Annotated in this window: 19 protein-coding genes and 1 tRNA gene; 6 read left to right on the top strand and 14 right to left on the bottom strand. The window is 70.0% G+C overall.

Annotated features, from left to right (window positions below):
* The first annotated feature begins 113 nt into the window (after positions 1 to 113).
* Positions 114 to 293: a hypothetical protein gene (locus H1Q64_RS04015; RefSeq protein ID WP_237904469.1), complete on the top strand. Its 180-nt coding sequence runs from the start codon at positions 114 to 116 to the stop codon at positions 291 to 293.
* 77 nt (positions 294 to 370) lie between these two features.
* On the opposite strand, the gene H1Q64_RS04020 is transcribed toward H1Q64_RS04015, so the two are convergent.
* Positions 371 to 447 (bottom strand) — tRNA-Arg (locus tag H1Q64_RS04020).
* 170 nt (positions 448 to 617) lie between these two features.
* On the opposite strand from H1Q64_RS04020, the gene gpt reads away from it, so the two are divergent.
* A complete protein-coding gene (gene gpt / locus H1Q64_RS04025; protein WP_035670736.1) occupies positions 618 to 1,118 on the top strand; it encodes a xanthine phosphoribosyltransferase in 501 nt (166 codons plus the stop codon).
* 65 nt (positions 1,119 to 1,183) lie between these two features.
* On the opposite strand, the gene H1Q64_RS04030 is transcribed toward gpt, so the two are convergent.
* From H1Q64_RS04030 to H1Q64_RS04045, 4 genes are all read right to left on the bottom strand, one after another.
* The gene (locus H1Q64_RS04030) at positions 1,184 to 2,029 is read right to left on the bottom strand and encodes an ABC transporter permease (RefSeq protein WP_237904470.1); all 846 of its coding nucleotides are present in this window, start codon (positions 2,027 to 2,029) and stop codon (positions 1,184 to 1,186) included.
* On the bottom strand, positions 2,026 to 2,973 hold the full coding sequence (locus H1Q64_RS04035; protein WP_237904471.1) for an ABC transporter permease: 948 nt from the start codon (positions 2,971 to 2,973) through the stop codon (positions 2,026 to 2,028). Before H1Q64_RS04035 ends, H1Q64_RS04030 begins: the two co-directional genes overlap by 4 nt.
* 40 nt (positions 2,974 to 3,013) lie before the next feature.
* Positions 3,014 to 4,540: an ABC transporter substrate-binding protein gene (locus H1Q64_RS04040; protein ID WP_237904472.1), complete on the bottom strand. Its 1,527-nt coding sequence runs from the start codon at positions 4,538 to 4,540 to the stop codon at positions 3,014 to 3,016.
* A gap of 88 nt (positions 4,541 to 4,628) precedes the next feature.
* Positions 4,629 to 5,375 carry a creatininase family protein gene (locus H1Q64_RS04045; RefSeq protein WP_237904473.1) on the bottom strand — a complete coding sequence of 249 codons (747 nt, stop codon included), beginning with the start codon at positions 5,373 to 5,375 and terminating at the stop codon, positions 4,629 to 4,631.
* A 181-nt stretch (positions 5,376 to 5,556) separates the two neighbouring features.
* Between H1Q64_RS04045 and H1Q64_RS04050 the strand changes: the two genes are divergently transcribed.
* Entirely contained in the window at positions 5,557 to 7,089 is a 1,533-nt protein-coding gene (locus tag H1Q64_RS04050; protein WP_237904474.1) for a YifB family Mg chelatase-like AAA ATPase, read from the top strand.
* A 4-nt stretch (positions 7,090 to 7,093) separates the two neighbouring features.
* On the opposite strand, the gene H1Q64_RS04055 is transcribed toward H1Q64_RS04050, so the two are convergent.
* The 5 genes from H1Q64_RS04055 to glnK form a co-directional block, all read right to left on the bottom strand.
* Positions 7,094 to 7,714 (bottom strand): HdeD family acid-resistance protein, encoded by a 621-nt coding sequence (locus H1Q64_RS04055; protein ID WP_237904475.1) that lies wholly within the window; start codon positions 7,712 to 7,714, stop codon positions 7,094 to 7,096.
* 151 nt (positions 7,715 to 7,865) lie between these two features.
* Positions 7,866 to 8,528 carry a LolA family protein gene (locus H1Q64_RS04060; protein WP_237904476.1) on the bottom strand — a complete coding sequence of 221 codons (663 nt, stop codon included), beginning with the start codon at positions 8,526 to 8,528 and terminating at the stop codon, positions 7,866 to 7,868.
* A gap of 193 nt (positions 8,529 to 8,721) precedes the next feature.
* Entirely contained in the window at positions 8,722 to 11,247 is a 2,526-nt protein-coding gene (locus tag H1Q64_RS04065) for a DNA translocase FtsK (protein ID WP_237904477.1), read from the bottom strand.
* Positions 11,248 to 11,333: 86 nt separating this feature from the next.
* Positions 11,334 to 12,566, bottom strand: a complete 1,233-nt coding sequence (locus tag H1Q64_RS04070; protein WP_237904478.1) for an aminotransferase class I/II-fold pyridoxal phosphate-dependent enzyme — start codon at positions 12,564 to 12,566, stop codon at positions 11,334 to 11,336.
* Between the two features lie 351 nt (positions 12,567 to 12,917).
* Positions 12,918 to 13,256, bottom strand: a complete 339-nt coding sequence (glnK, locus tag H1Q64_RS04075; RefSeq protein ID WP_035670687.1) for a P-II family nitrogen regulator — start codon at positions 13,254 to 13,256, stop codon at positions 12,918 to 12,920.
* A 318-nt stretch (positions 13,257 to 13,574) separates the two neighbouring features.
* Here glnK and H1Q64_RS04080 point away from each other — a divergent pair, with 318 nt between their 5' ends.
* Positions 13,575 to 14,825 carry a UbiH/UbiF/VisC/COQ6 family ubiquinone biosynthesis hydroxylase gene (locus H1Q64_RS04080; RefSeq protein WP_237904479.1) on the top strand — a complete coding sequence of 417 codons (1,251 nt, stop codon included), beginning with the start codon at positions 13,575 to 13,577 and terminating at the stop codon, positions 14,823 to 14,825.
* 15 nt (positions 14,826 to 14,840) lie between these two features.
* Here the strand turns inward: H1Q64_RS04080 and thpR are convergent, their stop codons facing one another.
* Genes thpR through H1Q64_RS04100 form a run of 4 tightly spaced genes read right to left on the bottom strand, consistent with a single transcriptional unit; the run spans position 14,841 to position 18,240 of the window.
* Positions 14,841 to 15,377 (bottom strand): RNA 2',3'-cyclic phosphodiesterase, encoded by a 537-nt coding sequence (thpR, locus tag H1Q64_RS04085; protein ID WP_237904480.1) that lies wholly within the window; start codon positions 15,375 to 15,377, stop codon positions 14,841 to 14,843.
* A gap of 16 nt (positions 15,378 to 15,393) precedes the next feature.
* Positions 15,394 to 16,437 carry an NADP(H)-dependent aldo-keto reductase gene (locus tag H1Q64_RS04090; protein WP_237904481.1) on the bottom strand — a complete coding sequence of 348 codons (1,044 nt, stop codon included), beginning with the start codon at positions 16,435 to 16,437 and terminating at the stop codon, positions 15,394 to 15,396.
* 13 nt (positions 16,438 to 16,450) lie between these two features.
* Positions 16,451 to 17,626, bottom strand: coding sequence for an FIST signal transduction protein (locus H1Q64_RS04095; protein ID WP_237904482.1), 1,176 nt, complete (start codon positions 17,624 to 17,626; stop codon positions 16,451 to 16,453).
* A 5-nt stretch (positions 17,627 to 17,631) separates the two neighbouring features.
* Positions 17,632 to 18,240, bottom strand: coding sequence for an arylesterase (locus H1Q64_RS04100; protein WP_237904483.1), 609 nt, complete (start codon positions 18,238 to 18,240; stop codon positions 17,632 to 17,634).
* Between the two features lie 145 nt (positions 18,241 to 18,385).
* Between H1Q64_RS04100 and H1Q64_RS04105 the strand changes: the two genes are divergently transcribed.
* Positions 18,386 to 19,120 (top strand): ABC transporter ATP-binding protein, encoded by a 735-nt coding sequence (locus tag H1Q64_RS04105; protein WP_237904484.1) that lies wholly within the window; start codon positions 18,386 to 18,388, stop codon positions 19,118 to 19,120.
* Between the two features lie 161 nt (positions 19,121 to 19,281).
* Complete coding sequence (locus tag H1Q64_RS04110; RefSeq protein ID WP_237904485.1) at positions 19,282 to 21,807, top strand: ABC transporter permease; 2,526 nt, start codon at positions 19,282 to 19,284, stop codon at positions 21,805 to 21,807.
* Positions 21,808 to 21,816: the final 9 nt, after the last annotated feature.

Raw genomic sequence — 21,816 nt, forward strand, 5'->3', positions numbered from 1 at the left:
ATGTCCTGGACGCGGGTCCGCCATCGCCGCGCGATCGTCGCGGGAGCATGACCGCGCCGCGCTGTTACCTCCCTGACCGAGATTGATCGGCAGGACTTCAAAAAGGGGGAAGCATGAAGGGGACACCACAAAGCATCTGGCTGTCCATGGCCAACCGGTCGGCCAGTCAGGCGATCGGTTTCTGGAGCGGCGTGTTCAACGCCGCCGCCCGGCGCAACCAGACCGCCCTGTTCAACACCATGACCAAGCCACCCAAGGCGAAGCGCACGGCGCAGAAGAAGAAAAGCCGCTGAGATAAACCTCAGCGAGGCAAACATCAGAAAGCAGAAAAGCCGCCCAAGGGCGGCTTTCTTGTGCAGACCGGAAGGAATGGCGCGCCCGAAGAGATTCGAACTCCTGACCCCCAGATTCGTAGTCTGGTGCTCTATCCAGCTGAGCTACGGGCGCATTCCTGTTTGTCTTCCCGGCAGCGGCGGTGACCGTCCGTCGTCGAGGCGCGCAACTTACTCAAAAGGATTCCGGGCTGCAAGACCTTTTTTCGCCTTTTTACGCGGTCGATTGCCCGACGGTGGGGCTTGCGGTATAAGCGGCGCACGTTTCTTTCGGAGTCCATAGCCGTGCCAGAAGCCGTTCCGTTCAACAAGCACTTCCCGGTGTCGTGGGAGGAGCTTCACCGCAACGCCAAGGCGTTGGCCTGGCGCCTGATCGACAAGGGTCCGTGGAAGGGCATCATCGCCATCACCCGCGGCGGTCTCGTCCCGGCGGCGATCATCGCGCGCGAGCTGGAATTGCGCATGATCGACACCGTCTGCGTCTCCAGCTACGACCACCAGAACCAGCGCGAGGCGATGGTGCTGAAGGGCGTGGAGGGCGCCAACGCCGGGGACGGCGAAGGCTGGCTGATCATCGACGATCTGGTCGACACCGGGAAGACCGCGGTGGTCGTGCGCAAGATGCTGCCCAAGGCGCATTTCGCCACCGTCTACGCCAAGCCGCTGGGGCGTCCGCTGGTCGACACCTTCATCACCGAGGTGAGCCAGGACACCTGGATCCACTTCCCCTGGGACATCGAGCTGCAATTCTCCCAGCCAATCGCCAAGCAGCACCGCGGCGCGTGACCGACGGTCCGGTTGACACTTGACACAATTGCGCGCTGCCTTGTGTCAAGTGCCCGGACACCTCCCTACAGCAGCCCCGCCGAGCGGTGGCGCGGGTCCAGCGCGTCGCGCAGGCCGTCGCCCAGCAGGTTCAGCCCCAGCACGGTCACGGCAATGGCCGCCCCGGGAAAGATCGCCTGGAGGGGGGAGGTGAACAGGAAGGTCTGCGCGTCGCCCAGCATCTTGCCCCAGGACGGCGACGGCGGCTGGATGCCCAGCCCCAGATAGCTCAGCGCCGCCTCGTTCAGCACCGCCACAGCGAACAGCACCGTCCCCTGGACGATGACCACCCCGGCGATGTTGGGCAGCACATGCACCAGCGTCACCGACAGCGGCCCGCGCCCCAGCGCCAGCGCCGCGCGCACGAAGTCCCGCCGCCAGACGGCCAGCGCCGCCCCGCGCGCCACCCGCGCGAAGACCGCGGCGTTGAACAGGCCGAGCGCCAGCACGACGTTCACCGCCCCTGCCCCCAGCGCAGCCGTCAGCAGGATCGCCGTCAGCACCGCGGGAAAGGCGAACAGCAGGTCGCCCAGCCGGGCCACCGCCTCGTCTCCCCAGCGCCCCCAGGCGGAGGCGGCCAGCCCCAGCGGCACGCCCAGCAGGGCACCCAGCGCCACCGCCGCCGCCCCGACGGCCAGCGAGTTGCGGGCGCCGACCAGGATCATCGACAGCACGTCGCGCCCGAAATGGTCGGTGCCCAGCCAGTGGACCGGCCCCGGCGGGCGCAGCCGGGCGACCACCCGCACCTGCTCCGCCGGAAAGGGCGTCCAGGCCAGCGACAGCAGCGCCGCCCCGACCATCAGCGCGGTGAGCAGCCCGCCCAGCAGCAGGCTGACCGGCAGGCGTTTCAGCCGTCTCACGAACCCCGTCATGCCGTCACCCGCGGGCGCGGGTCGATGGCCGCGCAGGCGATGTCCACCAGGGCGTTGACCGCCACGACCGTTACCGCCAGCAGCACGACGACGCTCTGCACCACGATCAGGTCGTGCTGGCCGATGGCTTGATAGAGCAGCCGGCCCAGCCCCGGCAAGGTGAAGACGTTCTCCACCACCACCGCTCCCGCGACCAGAAAGGAGAATTGCAGGCCGAGTATGGTGGCGACGGGGATCAGCGCGTTGGGCAGCACATGGCGCCGCAGGACCACCCGGCGCGGCAGGCCCTTGGCGACCGCCGTGCGCACATACTCCTCGCGCAGCGTGTCGAGCGCCGCCGTGCGGGTGATGCGCGCCAGGATCGCCGCCTCCGGCAGGGCCAGCGCCACGGCGGGCAGCAGCAGCGCCTTCAGCGCCGGCCCCGCCCCGGCCTCCCACCCCGGAAAGCCGCCGGCGGAGAACCAGCCCAGCCGCACGGAGAACAGCAGAATCAACAGGATGGCGAACCAGAAGCTGGGCACCGCGATGCCCATCTGCCCGAAGGCCATGACCGCCCAGTCCCCCGCCCGCCCCTGCCGCCCGGCGGCGAACAGGCCGAGCGGGATGGCGATGCCCGCCGAGAGGACCAGTGCCAGCCCGGCCAGCGGCAGGGTGATGGCCAGCCGGTCGGCGACCAGCCCGGCGACCGGGCGCGCGTAGGTCAGGCTGGTGCCGAAATCGCCGTGCAGCATGCCGCCCACCCAACCGGCGTAGCGGAAGGGCCAGGGGCGGTCGAGCCCCATCTGGGCGCGCAGGGCGGCCACCGCCTCCGGCTGCGCGCTGGTGCCCAGCATCACCAGGGCGGGGTCGCCGGGGATCGCCTCCAGCACGGCGAAGACCACCAGCGTGGCCAGCCACGCCGTCAGCGCCAGGGTGAGCAGACGGCGCACCAGGAAGGCGAGCACGCGGGTCAGCCCCCGCCGGGTCCGGTCCGGCCGCGCCGGATCACTTCCACCGGACGCCCGTCACGTCGTTGGCCTGGATCGGGCGGTTGACCCACATGCCCTGCACCGCCGACTTCTGCACGGTGGCCGAGGGCAGCATGAAGAGGAAGCCGTTAACCGCGTCCTCGGCCAGGATGCGCTGCTGCTCGCCGTAGAGGGCGTTGCGCTTGGCATTGTCCTGCGTGCGGTCCAGTTCCGCCCCCACGGCGTTGAAGCGCTCGCTTTGGTAATTGAAGTAGTAGTCGGGGCGACCGTAGATGTCGATGTCCAGCGGCTCCGTGTGGGCGATCAGGGTCAGGTCGTAATCCTTGCCCTTGAACACCTTTTCCAGCCAGGGCGCCCACTCCATCGGCTCGACCGTCACGCGGATGCCGACCTCGGCCAGCATGGCGGCGATCAGCTCGCCGGAGCGGCGGGCGTAGATCGGCGGCGGCAGGCGCAACGTCGTCGCGAACCCGTCCGGAAGGCCGGCCTCGGCGAGCAGCGCCTTGGCCTTGTCCGGGTCGTAGGGGTAGAGGCCGGTCAGGTCGACATAGCCGGCGCGGTGCGGCGGGAAATGGCTGCCGATGGCCGCGCCGTTGCCGAACAGCACGCCGTCGATCAGCGTCTTGCGGTCGATGGCGTGGGCCATCGCCCGGCGCACCCGCAGGTCGTCGAAGGGCTTGCGGGCGTTGTTGGTGCCGAGGATCGTCTCCCCCTCCGTCGTGCCGACCATGACGGTGAAGCCCCCGTCGTCGCGGAACTGGGGCAGCGCCTCGTAGGTGTCGAACTGCGGGAAGCTGTCGATGTCGCCGGCCTTCAGCGCGGCGACCTGCGCCGCCGGATCGCTGATGAAGCGGAAGGTCACGCGCTCCAGCGCCGGCTTCGGCCCGTCATAGTCGGGGTTGCGCACCAGCACCACCCGGTCACCGGCCACCCAGCGCTCGAACTTGAAGGGGCCGGTGCCGACCGGGGTCTGCTTGTTGGCGCCCGCCGACTCCGGCGCGACGATGGCGGCGTCACCCGACGCCATGTGGAAGAGGAACAGCCCGTCCGGCCGCGACAGGGTGACCACCACGGTCCCCGCATCGGGCGCCTCCACCCCGGCGATGGCGGCGAAATAGCCCTTCTGCGCGTTGACCGAGTCGGCGCCCCGCGCACGGTCCAGCGAGAACTTCACGTCCGCCGAATCGGCGTCGGTGCCGTCGTGGAACTTCGCCCCCTTGCGCAGGTGGAAGGTGTAGGTCAGCCCGTCCGCCGACACCTCCCACTTCTCGGCGAGGCCCGGCACCACCTTGCCTTCGGCGTCGATGCGGGTCAGCGGCTCGAACAGGTTGGCGTAGGTCACCTCGTCGATGGCCGCGGCCGCCCCCGCCGTGGGGTCGAGGTGCGGCGGCTCCAGCCGCATCCCGACCACCAAATCCGTGCGGGCCAGATCGGTGCGGGGGGCCCCCTGCGCGAGGACCGGACCGGCGGCCAGCGCGCCGGCCAGCGCGAGGATCGCTCCCATGGTGATGGCGAGCGCGGCGCGCCTCTGGCGGTTCGGCATGACGGCTGTTTCCCCCAATCGTTGTCTCGGCGCGGGATGATGCGGTGAAGCCCCGCCCGAGTTCAAGACCGCAGGCAGGCTTTTCCGCTCACGCCTCCGCCAGGAAGGCGCCGTACTGTCGGGAAATCGCCTCCACCGCCGTGTCGAACAGCCGCTTGCCGTGCTCCGGCGTGGCAAGGCCGGGGGCGGAGCCGATGCGCCCGTCCGGGTGGCGGCGCCGGAAATCACGGGCGTCGTAGAAGCCGCCGGGCGACGCGGTCTCCGGGTCCATCGCCGCCGTCTTGATCGACTCGGGATAGGCGTACTGGGTCAGCGACACCTCGCTGGGCGTGGCGTGGGAGCCCTCCTTGCCGCCGAACAGCTCCCGCGACAGGCGGCCGATCTCCTGGTTCTCCCACCAGTTGACCAGGGTGCAGCGCAGTTCCGGCGCCTGCCGGCCGCGCAGGGCGCGGTTCTCCGCGTAGATCTCATAGAAGGCGGCGCGGACCGACGCGACGTTGCCGCCATGGCCGTTGATAAAGAAGAAGCGCTCGAACCCATGCTCGGCCAGCGACATCACATAGTCGCGCAGCAGGGCGATCAAGGTGGAGGGCTTCAGCGTCATCGAGCCGGCGAAGTCCATGTGATGCACGGCCATGCCCACCGGGATGGTCGGCCCGACCATGGCCCCGGTGGCGTCGCCGACGCCGCGGGCCACAACTTCGGCGCAGATGGCGTCGGTGCCGATCAGGCCGTTCGGCCCATGCTGCTCGGTGGAGCCGATGGGCAGGATGATGCCCTTGGAGGTCTTCAGGTAAGCCTCGGCCTCGGCCCAGGTGCTGAGAAGAAGCTGCACGGTCTCTGACCCTCTGTTTGTGTTTTGGTTTTGTGTTTTGCTCTGGGAAGGAGTGTAGGGCAGCACCGCCCGCCGCCCAAGGCCGCTTGGCCGCAGAACGGCCCTTCGCCGCCCGGCAAGCTGGCAATTCCCCTCGCTCGACCATACACTCGCGTGCATTTCCCAAAGCATGGCGTCTGGTATGGTTGCACGGATCAACACGGTTGCGTTCCAGGGCATCGAGGTTCTGGACATCGACGTTCAGGTGCAGATGTCCGGCGGTATCGTCGCTTTCACCGTGGTCGGCCTGCCCGACAAGGCGGTGGGCGAAAGCCGGGAGCGGGTGCGGGCGGCGCTGCACGCGCTCGGCCTCGCCCTGCCGGCCAAACGCATCACCGTCAACCTCGCCCCGGCGGACGTGCTGAAGGAGGGCAGCCATTTCGACCTGCCCATCGCGCTCGCCCTGCTGACCGTCATGGGCGTGCTGCCCGACCTGGAGATGAGCCGCTATTGCGCGCTGGGCGAACTGGCGCTGGACGGGGCGCTGACCCCGGTGGCCGGGGTGTTGCCGGCGGCGATCAACGCGCTGGCCCACGACCGCGGGCTGATCTGCCCGGAGGCCTGCGGCGGCGAGGCGGCCTGGGCGGGCGAGGGGCTGGACGTGCTGGCGCCCGCCACGCTGCTCGCCCTCATCAACCATTTCCGCGGCCAGCAGGTGCTGACCCGCCCCCGCCCGCGCATCCAGGAGAGCGCCGCGGCGCCGCTCGACCTGCGCGACGTGAAGGGCAACGAGACGGCCAAGCGCGCGCTGGAGGTCGCCGCCGCCGGCTCGCACAATCTGCTGATGATCGGGCCGCCCGGCTCCGGCAAGTCAATGCTGGCGGCGAGGCTGCCGGGCCTGCTGCCGCCTCTCGATCCGGCGGAGGCGCTGGAGGTGTCGATGATCCACAGCGTCGCCGGCCTGCTGGAGGGAGGCAAGCTGCTGCGCCAGCGTCCCTACCGGTCGCCGCACCAGTCGGCCAGCCTGCCCGCCCTGGTCGGCGGCGGGTCGCGCGCCAAGCCCGGCGAGATTTCGCTGGCCCACAAGGGCGTGCTGTTCCTGGACGAGCTTCCCGAATTTCCGCGCGGCACGCTGGAGGCGCTGCGCCAGCCCTTGGAAACCGGAAAGGCCGTGGTCAGCCGGGTGAACCACCATGTGACCTACCCGGCGCGGGTGCAGTTGATCGCGGCGATGAACCCCTGCCGCTGCGGGCATCTCGACGACCCGTCGCTGGCCTGCGCCCGCGCCCCGAAATGCGCCGCGGACTACCAGTCGAAGATCAGCGGGCCGCTGTTCGACCGCATCGACCTGCACATCGACGTGCCCGCCGTCAGCCCCGCCGACCTCAGCCTGCCGCCGCCCGCCGAGGGCAGCGCCGAAGTGGCCGCCCGGGTGGCGCTGGCCCGCGCCGTCCAGGCGGAGCGCTACGCCGGCTTCGGCCCCTTTCCCGAGGGCCTGGCGGTGCGCACCAACGCCGAGGCGGACGGCGAGTTGCTGGAAAAGGCCGCCGCCCCCGACCAGCCGGGCCGCGCCCTGCTGACCGAGGCGGCGGAGCGGCTGAAACTGTCTGCCCGCGGCTATCACCGCGTCATGCGCGTCGCCCGCACGCTCGCCGATCTGGACGGCGGGGGCGGCGTGGGCCGCCCGCACATCGCGGAGGCGCTCGGCTACCGCCGCATCGCCCCCGGACGATGAACGTTTACTCCGCCGCCACGGCGTTGCCGTGGTTGGAATGATGATTCCGGTCGTGCAGGCAGCGGCGCAGGCGGACGGCGGTGATGATGGCCAGCGCGCCATAGGCGATCAGATAGCTGCCGACGCCCAGCGCCACGGCCAGCAGGCCCAGCGACGGCAGGACCCACATGCCGAAGCCGAACAGCACCGACAGGGCGCCGGCGACGCCCCAGGCCCATTTGCCGTGGGTGCGGTGCATGCGCCACGCGGTCATGATCTTGGCGAAGCCGGTGATGACCGACCAGGCGGCGATCACGAAGATCAGCGCGAAGAGGCTCGCCTCCGGCCACAGCAGGGCGACGGCGCCCGCCACCAGACTGACCACGCCGTCCAGGATGAAGGGCAGGCTGCGCTCCTGCGCCTGCGCGGCGCGGACGCCGCCGACGATGGCGAACAACCCGTCCATCAGCAGGTAGGCCGCGAGCAGAATCGCCAGGGTGGCGACCGTCGCCCCCGGCAGAAGGAAAGCCAGCAGGCCGAGCATCACCGCCGCGGCGCCGCGCAACGCCAGCGCCCACCAGTTGCGCGCCAGCAGATCGTTCATGCCCTGGACCCGCCTAGCCTCGTACATCGCCTCCGTTGCCATGTCTCGTCTCCCCTCATCCGTTCGAGTGCACCAGACGCGGGTGAGCGCGCCCCATACAGCACGGCAACAGGATCGGGAGGACTTCGTTGCGGCGGCGGGTTGTCGTGGCGGCGGGATTCGCGCGAAATCCGTGCGAATTCGTTGAGGCGGGTCAGTTGCTGCGGCCGTAGTCGCCTTTGCTGGGTTCGATGAAGTAGAAGAGCTTCGAGTCGAACTGCATGCCCTCGCGCGGGTTCATCAGCGCCACCTCGGTCGTCAGCCCCTGGGCGTCCAGCACCCGCCATTTGCGGAGCTGGAAGGGCCGATCCTCGAAGACCAGCGTCAGGGTGCCCTTGCCGGGGTCCTTGGTCTCGGTCAGGCTGATCTCCACCAGCCCCGGCGCCTGAAAGACGCCGGTCACCGTCACGTCGCCGGACAGCCGGATGTTCTTGCGCAGGATGAAGTCGGCCAGCGTGCTGCCGATGGGAGCGCTGGACTGCTGCCGCATCTCCCCGTCCCAATAGAAGATGAAGGCACCGTCGGCAACGACGAAGTCCTTCACCGGCGGGTCGTATTCCAGCCGCATCCGGCCGGGACGCGCGAGGTAGAAGGTGCCGGCGGTCTGGTGCCCGTTGGGGGCGACCTGCACGAACTTCGATTGCAGCGTGCCGATGCCGTTCAGATAGCTTTCCGCCTGGGCCACCAGCGCCTGGTCCTGGGTGGACAAGGCGGCGGCGCGGGGAGCGGCGAGCGCGGGGTCGAGGACCGCTCCCGCCGTGGTGACGGACAGAGCGACAGCAGCGGCAGCCAGAATGCGGCGGAACGGGATCTTCATGATGCCTGCTAGGTAACCGGACGTTCCGGGCGGAAATGGGGCGCGGCGGTGGTGGTTCCAAGGATTAAAGCGAACTCTCAATGCCCCCACCCTAACCCTCCCCCGCTAACGCAGGGGAGGGGGCTGCCGCCGCTTCGCGCTAAACTCCCTCCCCTGCGAAGCGGGGGAGGGCTAGGGAGGGGGCAAACGCTGCTCACTCCTCGATGTTGCGGGCCAGGACCTCGCGCTTGCCGGCGTGGTTTGGCTTGCTGACCACGCCTTCGGTCTCCATCCGCTCGATCAGACGGGCGGCGGAGTTGTAGCCGATGCGGAGCTGGCGCTGGATGAAGCTGGTCGACGCCTTGCGCTCGCGGCAGACCACGGCGACCGCCTTGTCGTAGAGGTCGTCGCCCGATCCGCCGCCGGCACCCGACCCGTCGTCGAAGGAGCCGCCGTCCTCGTCGTCCTCCTCGGTGATGGCGTCGACGTAGCTCGGCTCGCCCTGCGTCTTGAGGAACTTCACCACCTGCTCCACCTCGCCGTCGGCGACGAAGGGGCCGTGGACGCGGGTGATGCGGCCGCCGCCGGCCATGTAGAGCATGTCGCCCTGGCCGAGAAGCTGCTCCGCCCCCTGCTCGCCGAGGATGGTGCGGCTGTCGATCTTGCTGGTGACCTGGAAGCTGATGCGGGTCGGGAAGTTGGCCTTGATGGTGCCGGTGATGACGTCAACCGACGGGCGCTGCGTCGCCATGATCAGGTGGATGCCGGCGGCCCGCGCCATCTGGGCCAAGCGCTGGATCGCCGCCTCGATGTCCTTGCCCGCCACCAGCATCAGGTCGGCCATCTCGTCCACGATGACCACGATGTAGGGCAGCTCCTTCAGGTCGAGCGGCTGCTCCTCGAAGATCGGCTTGCCGGTGTCGGGGTCGAAGCCGGTCTGGACGCGGCGGGTCAGCAGCTCGCCGTCGGCGCGGGCCTCGCGCAGGCGGGCGTTGTAGCCCTCGATGTTGCGCACGCCCAGCTTGGACATGTTGCGGTAGCGGTCCTCCATCTCCCGCACCGTCCATTTCAGGGCGACCACCGCCTTCTTCGGGTCGGTGACGACCGGCGTCAGCAGATGGGGGATGCCCTCATAGACCGACAGCTCCAGCATCTTGGGGTCGATCATGATGAAGCGGCAGCGGTCGGGCGGCAGGCGGTAGAGCAGCGACAGGATCATCGTGTTGATCGCCACCGACTTGCCCGAGCCCGTGGTGCCGGCGACCAGCAGATGCGGGAAGCGGGCGAGGTCGGCCACCACCGACTGGCCGCCGATGTCCTTGCCCAGCGCCAGCAGCAGTTTGCCCGCCGTCTTGTCGAAGACGTCGCCGGCCAGCAGCTCGCGCAGCAGAACGGTCTCGCGCTTGGCGTTGGGCAGCTCGATGCCGATCACGTTGCGGCCCGGCACCACGGCGACGCGGACGGACACCGCGCTCATCGAACGGGCGATGTCGTCGGCCAGGCCGATGACGCGGGACGACTTGGTGCCGGGGGCCGGCTCCAGCTCGTAGAGGGTGACGACCGGGCCGGGATGGACCTTCTGCACCTCGCCGCGCACGCCGAAGTCGGACAGCACGCCTTCCAGCTTCACCGCGTTCTCGCGCAGCGCCGCCTCGTCCACCTTCTCGCCGCGCACGCTGGTCGGGACGATCTGGAGCAGGTCGAGCGGCGGCAGCTCGTAGCCGTCCGCCTCCTCCAGATTGAGGGCGGCCTGCTTGGACGGGCGCCCCTGGTCGGCGGCCTTCGTCTTGCCCCCGGCGGGCGGGGTCACCACCGGAACGGCGCGGGTCTTGGCCTCCACGCGCGGCTCCACGCTGATGGAGTCGGACAGCCGGCCGCGCGGCGCGGCGCGCAGGGTGATGACGGCGCTGTCCTCGTCGGGTGTCTCGTCGAGAGTCGGGGCGGCGGCCTTCTTGTCCGCGGTGGCGAGGCTGGGCTCCCGGCGCAGCAGGCCACCGGTCTGGTGAACCGCGTTGCGCGCGGCCTCCGCGCCCTTGTCGCGCACGAAGGACACGCCGGCCCGCGCGCCCCGCCCGAGGCGGGCGAGGCCGGCGGCGGTCTCGCGCAGGCTGGTTGCCCATTCGCGGATCGACAGGCCCATGGCGACGAACAGGATCAGCCCGCCGGCCACGCCGGCCACAGTGCCGACCAGCGGATTGCCGGGGCCGCCGAACAGCAGCTTGCTCACCCCGTCCAGCAGGACGATGCCGAAGCTGCCGCCGGGATGGCCGTTCAGCGGGTCCCCGCCCCCGCCGCCCATGCCGGCCAGGAACATGGCGACCAGAAGCACGCCCCACACCGCCAGCACGCTGCGGAACAGCGGGTGGCGGATGCTCTTCTGCAGGCTGAGCCGCCAGCCCCACATCATCGGGACCAGCGCCAGCAGATAGGCCGCCCAGCCCAGCGACTGGATCAGGACGTCCGCCAGATGGGCGCCGAACCGGCCGAACAGGTTGTGGATGTGGGTGTTCGCCGCCGGAACCGCGTTCCACGAGGGGTCGGCCGGGTTGTAGCTGCCCAGGATGACCATCAGCACCAGACCGACCACGCCCAGCGCGAAGCCCGCCAGCTCGCGCGCCCGCGCGACCACGAAGGCGCGCGTGGCGGGCGAGAAGAAGGGCGGCTTCTCCGGCCGCGCTCCGGCGGGCCGTGCTCCGGCGCTTTTGCCGCTTCCGCTGCGGGGGCTTGCGGGTCGTGCCATGGGCAGAAGGTCCTCAAGAACGTGCTGAACCGGACCCGTCCTTCGGGGCGAAAGACCGGGGTGACTTGAACCGAACCGGGCGGCCCTTATCCCAGAATGCGGGCGATGGTGCTGCAGGCGTGGGCGACCGTCTCGGCGTCGTTCACCAGCGCGATGCGGATGAAGGGGGCGCCGGGGTTGGCCTCGCCGGGGTTGCAGCGGGTCAGGTAGGCGCCGGGCAGCACGCGGATGCCGCCCTCCGCCCACAGGCGGCGCGTCGCCTCCTCGCCGTCGCCGACCTCCAGCCACAGGAAGAAGCCGCCGTCGGGCCGGTAGTAGCCGTAGCGCCCGTTCAGCGCGGCCTCCGCCGCGTCGAACTTGGCGCGGTAGAGCGCGCGGTTCTCCTCGACATGCGCCTCGTCCCGCCACAGGGCGGCGCTGGCCGCCAGCACCGGCAGCGGCATCCCGGCGTTGGAGTAGCTGCGCAGGCGTGTGAAGCGGGACATCAGCTCCGGATCGCCGGCCACGAAGCCCGACCGCAGCCCGGCGGCGCTCGACCGCTTGGACAGGGAATGGAAGACCAGGATGTTCGTCCAGGGCTTCCCGCCGTGATGGAGACCCGACGCGACCTGGAGCGCGCCGACCGGCGGCTTGTCCAGGTAGATCTCGGCGTAGCACTCGTCCACCGCCAGGATGAAGCCGTAGCGCCGCGCCAGCCCGATCGCCCGCTCCAGATAGGCGGCGTCGGCCGCCGCCCCCTGCGGGTTGGCCGGGGTGCAGAGGTAGAACAGCGCCGTGCGCTCCAGCAGCTCCGGCGTCAGCGCGTCGAGATCGGGCAGGAAGCCGGTCTCGCGGGTGGAGGGCAGGAACACCGGCTCCGCCCCCGCCAGCAGGGCCGCCCCCTCGTAGGGCGCGTAGAAGGGGTTGGGCATCAGCACCGCCGGCTGCCGGCCCGCCTTGCTCGGCGGTACGGCCAGCAGGGCGAGCAGGAACAGCGCCTCGCGCGTACCGGACACCGGCAGGACGGATTTTTCGGCGTCGAACAGCCCGTCGGGCAAAGCGTAGCGGCGGGCCAGCCAAGCGCCCACCGCCTCGCGGAACTCCGGCGTGCCACCGACCGGCGGGTATTTGCCCCACAGATGGGCGTTGGCGCGCAGCGTCTCGTCGATGATGGCCGGCGGCTGGTGCTGCGGCTCGCCCACCGACATCATGATCGGCTCGGCGTTGGCGCGCGGCGTCACCCCGGACAGCAGGGCCGCCAGCCGCGTGAAGGGGTAGTCCGACAGCCGGTCGAGCCGGTCGTTGACGAGAGCGAAGGTGCCGAGGTCCGGGAGCGACATGCCGCCGAGAATCCTTTCCATGAGGACGGCCCGAGAAGGCCGGGCCGGCCCCGAGGGGCACGGCCCGTCAGTGGCCTCTGGGGGCCTCTGCCCGATACGAAACGGAAACGATCCTATCGACGGTGGAGTCCCGGCACAAGGGCACAAAACCGGACGAGGCCCGGTCAAGGGAAAGCATACGCCGCCCGTTCCGGCGGCCTTGGCGCCACGGTGGAAAGACTGGCGCGCCCGGCCTCAAGTCACCGGGCAGATCATCGATGCCCTGCGGCAAGAAAAAGCGGACGCGCCTTCCCCCCTCGCGGGAGGGGCCGGGCCATGACGCCCCGCCCTGTCCGCTTCCTCCAGGACGCCTCAGAGAGCTTCGGTGTTGGTTTCGCCGGTGCGGATGCGCACGGCCTGGGCGATGTCCAGCACGAAGATCTTGCCGTCGCCGATGCGGCCGGTGTTGGCGGCCTTCTGGATCGCCTCGACCACCTGCTCGTACTGGTCGTCGGACACCGCGACCTCGACCTTCACCTTGGGCAGGAAGCTCACGGAATACTCGGCGCCGCGGTAGATCTCGGTCTGACCCTTCTGGCGTCCGAAGCCCTTCACCTCGCTCACCGTCAGGCCCTGAATCCCGAGCGACGTCAGCGCCTCGCGCACTTCGTCGAGCTTGAACGGCTTGATGATGGCCATAACCAGTTTCATGTGGCTTCCCCTTGGTATGCGTGTTTGCGGGCCCTTGCGGTCGCCCGGTCCCCCCTCGGCCGATCCCGCCGTGGCGGCGGGTTTTCCGAACGTGACTCGAGCGTGTTCGCCTCGACCATAAAAAGCAACGTCTTCAAAAATCGTGCCGGTTGCAGAATCGGCCCTTTTCAGCGGTTTTTGGCTGTTTCGCCGATCGATTGGGCAGGCTGTGCATAATAATTGTGCAATTTGGGGGCCGCGACGCAGCGCCGCTGGACATCCGGACCAAGCGGAACGATTGTTCGTACCCGTCTACACTGATCGAAGGGCAGCGCCATCATGACCGAATCGGGCACCACCGCAGCGCAGGAGATCACGACCGACGTCGTCGTGTTGGGCGGCGGACTGGCCGGACTCAGCATGGCGGCGGCCCTGGCCACCGCGGGCGTTCCGGTCGTCTGCATCGACCGCGACAGCCCGGACCGGCAGGCGGGGGACGACTTCGACATCCGCACCACGGCGGTCGCCTACGCCTCGATGAAGGTGCTGGAGGGAGCGGGCGTGTGGAAGCACATGGAGCCCCACGCCGGCCCGATCCTGGACATCCGGGTGGCCGACCAGTTCTCGCCCCTGTTCGTCCATTACGACCACACGGAGCTGACCTGGGACGGCAAGAACCAGCCCTTCGGCTGGATTCTCGACAACAAGGACATGCGCCGCGCCCTGTTCGCCCGCGCCAAGGAACTGCCCGGCCTGCACCATCTGACCCCGGCCCAGGCGGTGTCGATTGAGCGCACCCGCAGCGGCGCCACGGTGACGCTGGCCGACGGGCGGGTGGTCAAGGCGCGGCTGGTCGTCGGGGCCGACGGGCGCCGCTCGCTGGCGCGGGAGAGCGCCGGGATCAAGCTGCGGACCTGGGCTTACGACCAGTCCGCGATCATCTGCACGATCCGCCATTCGGAGCCGCACAACGGCGTGGCGGTGGAGCATTTCCTGCCCAACGGCCCCTTCGCCGTTCTGCCGATGACCGAGAACCGCTCCTCCATCGTGTGGAGCGAGAAGCGGTCGCTGGTCGACATGTATCTGAAGCTGCCGGAGGACCAGTTCATCGACGAGCTGACCCGCCGGTCGGGCGGCTATCTGGGCGACATCGAGCTGGTGACCCGGCGCGACGCCTGGCCGCTGTCGGTGCTGCTGGCCGAGCGTTTCATCGCCGAGCGCGTCGCCCTGATCGGCGAGGCGGCCCACGCCATCCACCCCATCGCCGGGCAGGGGCTGAACCTGGGCCTGCGCGACGTGGCCGCTCTGGCCGAGGTGATCGTGGACGCCCACCGGCTGGGGCTGGACGTCGGTTCGCCGGAGGTGCTGGCGCGCTTCCAGCGCTGGCGCCGCTTCGACACGGTGCTGCTGGCCGTGGTCTGCGACGGTCTGGTGCACCTGTTCTCGAACAACATCCCGCCGATCAAGCTGGCCCGCGACGTCGGCATGGCCGTCGTCAACCGCCTGCCGCCGCTGAAGCGCTTCTTCATGCGGCACGCGATGGGCGTGGTCGGCGAGCTGCCGCGGATGATTAAGGGCGTGCCGCTGTAAGGCGCCGCCCGCCCGTCATCCCAACCCGTATTCCGACAGCGCCTCGTACACCGCGGCCCCCTTGCCCAGGTGGCTGCGGTAGAGCGTGAAGTGCTCCACCCGGATCGGACCGGCGCGGAACATCCCGCGCTCCTCGACGAAGCGCCCGATCCGGTCCTTCGGCGCGTCCTTCAGCCGGGCGAGCGTGACGTGGGGCGAGAATTTGCGCTCCTCCGCCGGCAGGCCGCAGCGGACCAGCGCCGACTCGACCTTGGACTGGAGGTGCGACAAGGCGTCGCTGCGCTCCACCCCGGCCCAGAGGACACGGGCGTTGCGGCCACTGCCGTACACGCCCACGCCGTCCAGAACCAGATCGAAGGCCGGCGCCGCGATCTGCGCCAGCGACTCGTCGATCTCCGCCGCCTGATCTCCCGGCACCTCCCCGATGAAGCGGAGCGTCAGGTGCAGGTTGTCCGCGTCGGTCCAGCGGGCGCCGGGCACGCCGCCGCCCAGCCCCGCCAGACGCCGGCGTACATCCTCCGGAAAATCGAGGGCGACGAAGAGACGGATCATTGGCTTTCCGGAACGGTTACGGGCAGGGGTCGGGATAACGGGCGTTGACCGCCTCGATGTCCTTCATCACCTCGTCCGACAGCGTGACATCCACCGCCGCGATGTTGGACTTCAGGTCCTCCATGGTCGTAGCACCGATCAGCGAGGACGCGACGAAGGGCTGCCGCAGGGTGAAGGCGATGGCCATCTGCGTCGGCGACAGGCCGTGGCGCCGGGCGACGTCCAGATACTCCCGGGTGGCCACGTCGGCGTTGACGGTGGCGTAGCGCGACTTGCGGTGATCCAGCGCGCGGCGGGTGCCGGCGGGAACGGCGCCGTCCAGATACTTGCCGGTCAGCGTGCCGGCGGCCAGCGGCGAATAGGCGAGAAGCCCGACATCCTCGCGCAGGCACATCTCGGCCAGACCCTGCTCGAAGGTCCGGTTCAGCAGGTTGTAGGCGTTCTGGATCGAGGCGATGCGCGGCAGGCCCTTGTCCTCCGCCAGCTTGAGGAACTGCATCACCCCCCAGGGCGACTCGTTCGACACGCCGATGTGGCGGACCTTACCGGATTTTACCAACTCGTCGAGCGCCGACAGCGTCTCCTCGATTGGGGTGCCGTCCTTCTCCGGCCGGTGGACGTAATTGCGCGCGCCGAAGCGGTTGGTCGAACGGTCGGGCCAGTGGAGCTGGTACAGGTCGATGTAGTCCGTCTGGAGCCGGCGCAGGCTGGCCTCCACCGCCGCAAAGATGTTGGCGCGGTCGAGCTTCGCCTCGCCGTTGCGCACCCAGGCGAAGCCACCGTCGGTGGCGCCGACGACCTTGCTCGCCAGGATCACCTGGTCGCGCTTGCCGGTCGCCTTGAACCAGGTGCCGATCACCTCCTCCGTACGTCCGTACGTGTCGGCGGTCGGGGGGATGGCGTACATCTCCGCCGTGTCCCAGAAATTGACGCCCTCGCCGAGCGCATAATCCATCTGGGCGTGGCCTTCGGCCTCGCTGTTCTGGCGGCCCCAGGTCATGGTGCCCAGGCCGATGGCGCTGACAGACAGGCCGGTGCGGCCGAGCGGACGGTATTGCATTTGGCTATGATCCTTAAAGGAACAGGGTGAGCACGCCCGTGTATCCGTACAGGCGGGCGTTGGAGATTTCGCCGCTGGCGAAGAATCCGGCCAGCGGGATGTCGCCGAAGGTTTCGCGGATCAGCGCCAGTTCCTGGCTGCCCTCGCCGAACAGGCTGGGGCCGCGGGCGATGCAGCTGACGTAGAGGGCGCCCTTCGGGGTGGTCTTCACGCGCTTCTTCAGATTGGCCAGCATGCGGCGCATGTCGGCCTCGGCGCTCTGCTGGTCGCGGCGGGTGAACAGGATGGGCTGGCCGCTCTGCACATGGTGGGCGACGGCGATCCAGCCGGCGCGCGGGTCAATGGCGATCAGGTCGCGGACCAGATAGTCCGCCGTGTCGCTGCCGGCGATCGGCAGGCCTGCGAAGATGTAGCCGGACACCCGCTTGAGGTCGCGGGCCAACAACTCGCCGATGTCCTCCTTGAAGACCTCCAGCGCCGGGCGCCCGTCGATCTCCAGGACGACGTTGTCCTCCGCCGCGGTGATGGTGCGCACCGGCCCGATGGGCGTGCAGCCCTGGCTGAGGCCGGTGGCGACCGGCACCTGCGGCGCGAACAGCACGCCCGACACGCCGCCGTCGGCCACCGGCCCGCCGACCATCGTGGCGGTGTTGCCGGGGATGGTGAATTGCGGGAACTCCGACCGCGAGGCCGACAGGCCGCCGACCAGGAAGGCCCCGGTTGATTCCGCCAGCGAAACGACCAGCCCGGCCAGATCCTGGTGACGCGGGTCGGCGTGGGCGAGCGCCAGCATGGCGCCATGCTTGTCCAGCCAGCCGCCGGCCATGCGGCGCAGCGGCTCCATGTCGCCCGACACCACCGGGAACAGGCGGAAGCCCTCCGGCGGCAGGCGGGCCACCATCACGGCGATGCCCGGCTTGTCGAAGATTTCCTCGTCGTTGGCGCAGACGCCGATGCCGACCGTACCCACCCAGTCGCGGATGCCGGTGACACCGCGCAGCAGCGTGACCATGCTCGTCGCGTGCTCCGCCAGCGCGTCGGTAATGTAGAGGAAGCCGAGGTTGCAGCCCTCCACCGCCCCCAACTCGTCCAGGCAGGACTTGACGACGGCGCCCCATTCGGTGCCGGAGGCCGATGCGGCCTTGAAGAAAGTCTCGGTGGTGGCGGTGTCGCCGGCCAGGGTCGCCATGGGTGTCAGTCTCCGCTCTTGGCGATGCCGTCCAGAAGGCGGGCGACGTGGGGCGCGATGCGCTCCACGATCACCTTCACGCCGGCCGCGTTGGGATGGATGCCGTCGGGCTGGTTCAGCGCGGCGTCCGCCGCCACGCCGTCCAGGAAGAAGGGATAGAGCTGTACGTCGTACGTCTTCGCCAGTTCCGGGTAGATGGCGTTGAAGCGGTCCCCGTACGCACGGCCCAGGCTGGGTGACGCGTACATCCCGGCCAGCAGCACGGGCAACTTCTCGCTGGTCAGCCGCTTCACGATGGCGTCGAGGTTGGCGCGCGCCGCGCCGGGGTCGAGCCCGCGCAGCATGTCGTTCGCCCCCAGCTCCACCAGCACGGCGTCCGGCTTGTCGGCCAGCGCCCAGTCGAGCCGCGACAGCCCGCCCGCCGTGGTGTCGCCCGACACGCCGGCGTTGACGACAGTCACGTCGTAGCCCTTCGCCCGCAGCGCCGCCTGCAACTGTGGAGTGAAGGACTGCGCTTCGGGAAGGCCGTAGCCGGCGGTCAGGCTGTCGCCGAGCGCCAGTAGGATGTAAGGCCCTTTCTCCGAACCACCCTGGGCGAACGCGGGAGCGGTCATGCCGATTCCCGCGCCAATTCCCGCAACGACGGCGAGAGCGGCCAGCCCCGACCGAAGGAGGGCCGTGTTGAAATGGCGGCGCACCATGCCATATGGCGTGAGGTTTTCCCGCCCATTCCCCCGCCCGTTCCAGAGACGCATGCCAATGTCCCGACCCGATTCCGTTGAGTCCACCATCGTCGATCTCGACGAGGTGCATCTGAGATTGGACAGCGCGGCCGGACCCGTCAACATCCTGAGAGGCTTGAATCTCCGCATCCAGCCCGGTGAACGGGTCGGCGTGGTCGGCCCGTCGGGCTCCGGTAAATCGACCATGATGATGGTCATGGCCGGGCTGGAACGCCCCACGGGCGGGACCGTGCGCGTCGCCGGACAGGATCTGGGCCGGCTGGACGAGGACGGGCTTGCGCGCTTCCGCCGCGACCATGTGGGGATCGTCTTCCAGGCTTTCCACCTCGTGCCGACGATGACCGCGCTGGAGAACGTCGCCATCCCCCTGGAATTTGCCGGGGCCGCCGACGCCTTCGACCGCGCGCGCGCCGGGCTGGAGGCGGTCGGGCTGGGCCATCGGCTGACCCATTATCCGGGCCAGCTGTCCGGCGGCGAGCAGCAGCGCGTCGCCCTGGCCCGCGCCTTCGTCGCCGAGCCGTCGCTTCTGCTGGCCGACGAGCCGACCGGCAACCTGGACATCGGGACCGGCGCCACCATCGTGGAGTTGCTGTTCGACCTCGCCGAGCGGCGCGGCACGACGCTGGTGCTGATCACCCACGACCCGTCCCTGGCCGACCGCTGCGACCGCACCGTGCGCCTGATGGACGGGCGCATCGTCGACGACGGCATGACCGCCCGCGCCGAACGCGAGCGCGTGGTGGGGGATTGAGCGTCCTTTGAGGGAGTGGTCGCGTCGCGCCCCCCTCCCGACCTCCCCCCGCTTCGCAGGGGGAGGAGATAAAGCCCTCCCTTGCGAAAGCGGGGGAGGGTTGGGTGGGGGCCCGACGCGACCATTCCCCACCACCACCCCACATCTTGCCGGACGCACCGATGACCAACCTCGCCCTCGCCTTCCGTCTGGCCCGCCGCGAGCTGCGCGGGGGGCTGAAGGGGTTCCGCATCTTCCTGGCCTGCCTGACGCTCGGCGTCGCGGCCATCGCCGCGGTGAATTCCGTGTCCGGCGGCGTGCTGTCGGGCCTGCAGGCGGACGGGCGGGCGATCCTGGGCGGCGACGTCGCGCTGCGGCAGATCTACGCACCGCCGACCGACGAGCAGCGCTCCTGGCTGGAACAGGCCGGGCGCCTGTCGCAGTCGGTGGACATGCGCGCCATGGCCCGCTCCGCCGACGACGCGCGGTCCACGCTGGTCGAGCTGAAGGCGGTGGACGGCGTCTACCCGCTTTACGGCTCTGTCGCCCTGGCGCCGGAGGGTGACCTGCACACGGCGCTGGCCAACCGCGACGGGCGCTGGGGCGCGCTGGTCGAGGACGGGCTGCTCGACCGGCTGGGGCTGAAGACCGGCGACACGCTGCGGCTGGGCGAGGGCGAGTTCGCCGTGCGCGGCGTCCTGACGCGGGAGCCGGACCGCGCCTCCAACGGCGCCTTCTCGCTGGGGCCGCGGGTGATGATCGGCCTGCCGTCGCTGGAGGGCACCGGCCTGCTCCAGCCCGGCAGCATCGTCTATTGGACCGCCAAGCTGGCCCTGCCGCCGGGCACCGACGTGGCGGCGTGGCAGAAGGCGCTGACGGCGCGCTTCCCCGATGCCGGCTGGCGGGTCCGCGACTTCACCAACGCCTCCCCGCAGATCGAGCGCTTCATCGACCGCATGACGCTGTTCCTGACGCTGGTCGGGCTGACCGCCCTGCTGGTCGGCGGGGTCGGGGTGGGCAACGCGGTGCGCAGCCATCTCGACTCGCGCGCCCGCACCATCGCCACGCTGAAATGCCTGGGCGCGCCGGGCGATCTGGTCTTCCAGGTCTATCTGCTGCAGATCCTCGCCTTGTCCGGGCTGGGCATCCTTCTGGGGCTCCTGCTCGGCGCGGTGGCGCCGCTGGGGCTGGGGTCGCTGCTCGACCAGGTGTTGCCGGTTCCCACCCGGATCGGCGTCTACCCGAGCGCCCTGGCCCTGGCCGCGCTCTACGGGCTGCTGACCGCGCTGACCTTCTCGCTGTGGCCGCTGGGCCGCGCGCGGGAGGTGCCGGCGGCGGCGCAGTTCCGCGACGTGGTCGCCCCCGCCGGGGGCCGCCCGCGCGCGGTCTATCTGGCGGCGATGGCGCTGACCGTGGTGGCTCTGGCCGGGCTGGCGGTCGCCACCGCGCACAACAAGATGTTCGCTGCCTGGTTCGTCGGCGGCTCCATCGCCACCTTCATCGCCTTCCGCGTGGCCGCCTGGCTGGTGGTGCGCGGGGCCGCGGCGGCGGGGCGCCCACGCCGTCCGGGGATGCGGCTGGCGCTCGCCAACCTGCACCGGCCGGGCAACCCGACCGGGGCGGTGGTGCTGTCGCTCGGCCTCGGCCTGACGGTGATGGTCGCCATCGCGCTGATCGAGGGCAACTTCTCCCGCCGGGTCAACGAGACGATCCCCAAGGACGCGCCCAGCTTCTTCTTCGTGGACATCCAGCCCGACCAGTTCGAGCCGTTGAAACAGATGGTCAACGCCCTCCCCGGCACCAGCGGGTTCGAAGCGGTGCCGTCCTTGCGCGGACGGATCGAGACGGTGAACGGTCAGCCGGCGGAGAAGGCGCTGGTCAACCCTGAGCAGTCGTGGGTGCTGTCCGGCGACCGCGGCATCACCTATTCCGCCAAGCTGCCGGAGCATTCGGAGATCGTCGCCGGCTCCTGGTGGCCGGAGGACTACAAGGGGAAGCCGCTGATCTCCATCCACCAGAACGTGGCGAGCGCCTTCGGCATCGGTCCCGGCGCGACGATGGGGATCAACGTCCTGGGCCGCACCATCGAGGCGACGGTGGGCAACGTGCGCGCCGCCGACTTCTCGACGCTGGCCATCAACTTCGCCCTGGTCTTCGCGCCGGGCACGCTGGAGCGGGCGCCGCAGACCTGGATCGCCACCGTCCGCAGCACCCCGGCGGCGGAGCCGGAGGTGCAGCGCTCCGTCCTGCAGCGCTTCCCCAACGTGACGCTGGTGCGGGTGAAGGACGCGCTGGACACGGTGGGCACCATGCTGGGCCACATCGGCACGGCGGTGCGCATCACCGCGGGCATCACGCTGGCCGCCGGCACGCTGGTGCTGGCCGGCGCGGTCGCCGCCGGGCACCGCCGTCGGGTCTACGACGCGGTGGTGCTGAAGGTGCTGGGGGCCACGCGGGCCGACGTGCTGAAGGCGTTCCTGCTGGAATACGGGCTGCTGGGCATCCTGACCGCGGCCATCGCCGGGGTCATCGGCACCATCACGGCCTGGGCGGTGATGACCTTCCTGATGCGCTGGGACTGGACCTTCCTGCCGTCGGCCGTGCTGACCACGGCGCTGCTCAGCACGGCGATCACGCTGGCCTTCGGCTTCCTCGGGACGTGGCGGGCGCTCGGCCAGCCCTCCGCCCCGCTGCTGCGCAACGACTGACGGAAAGAG

The organism is Azospirillum brasilense (genome assembly GCF_022023855.1).
Taxonomy (GTDB): domain Bacteria; phylum Pseudomonadota; class Alphaproteobacteria; order Azospirillales; family Azospirillaceae; genus Azospirillum; species Azospirillum brasilense_F.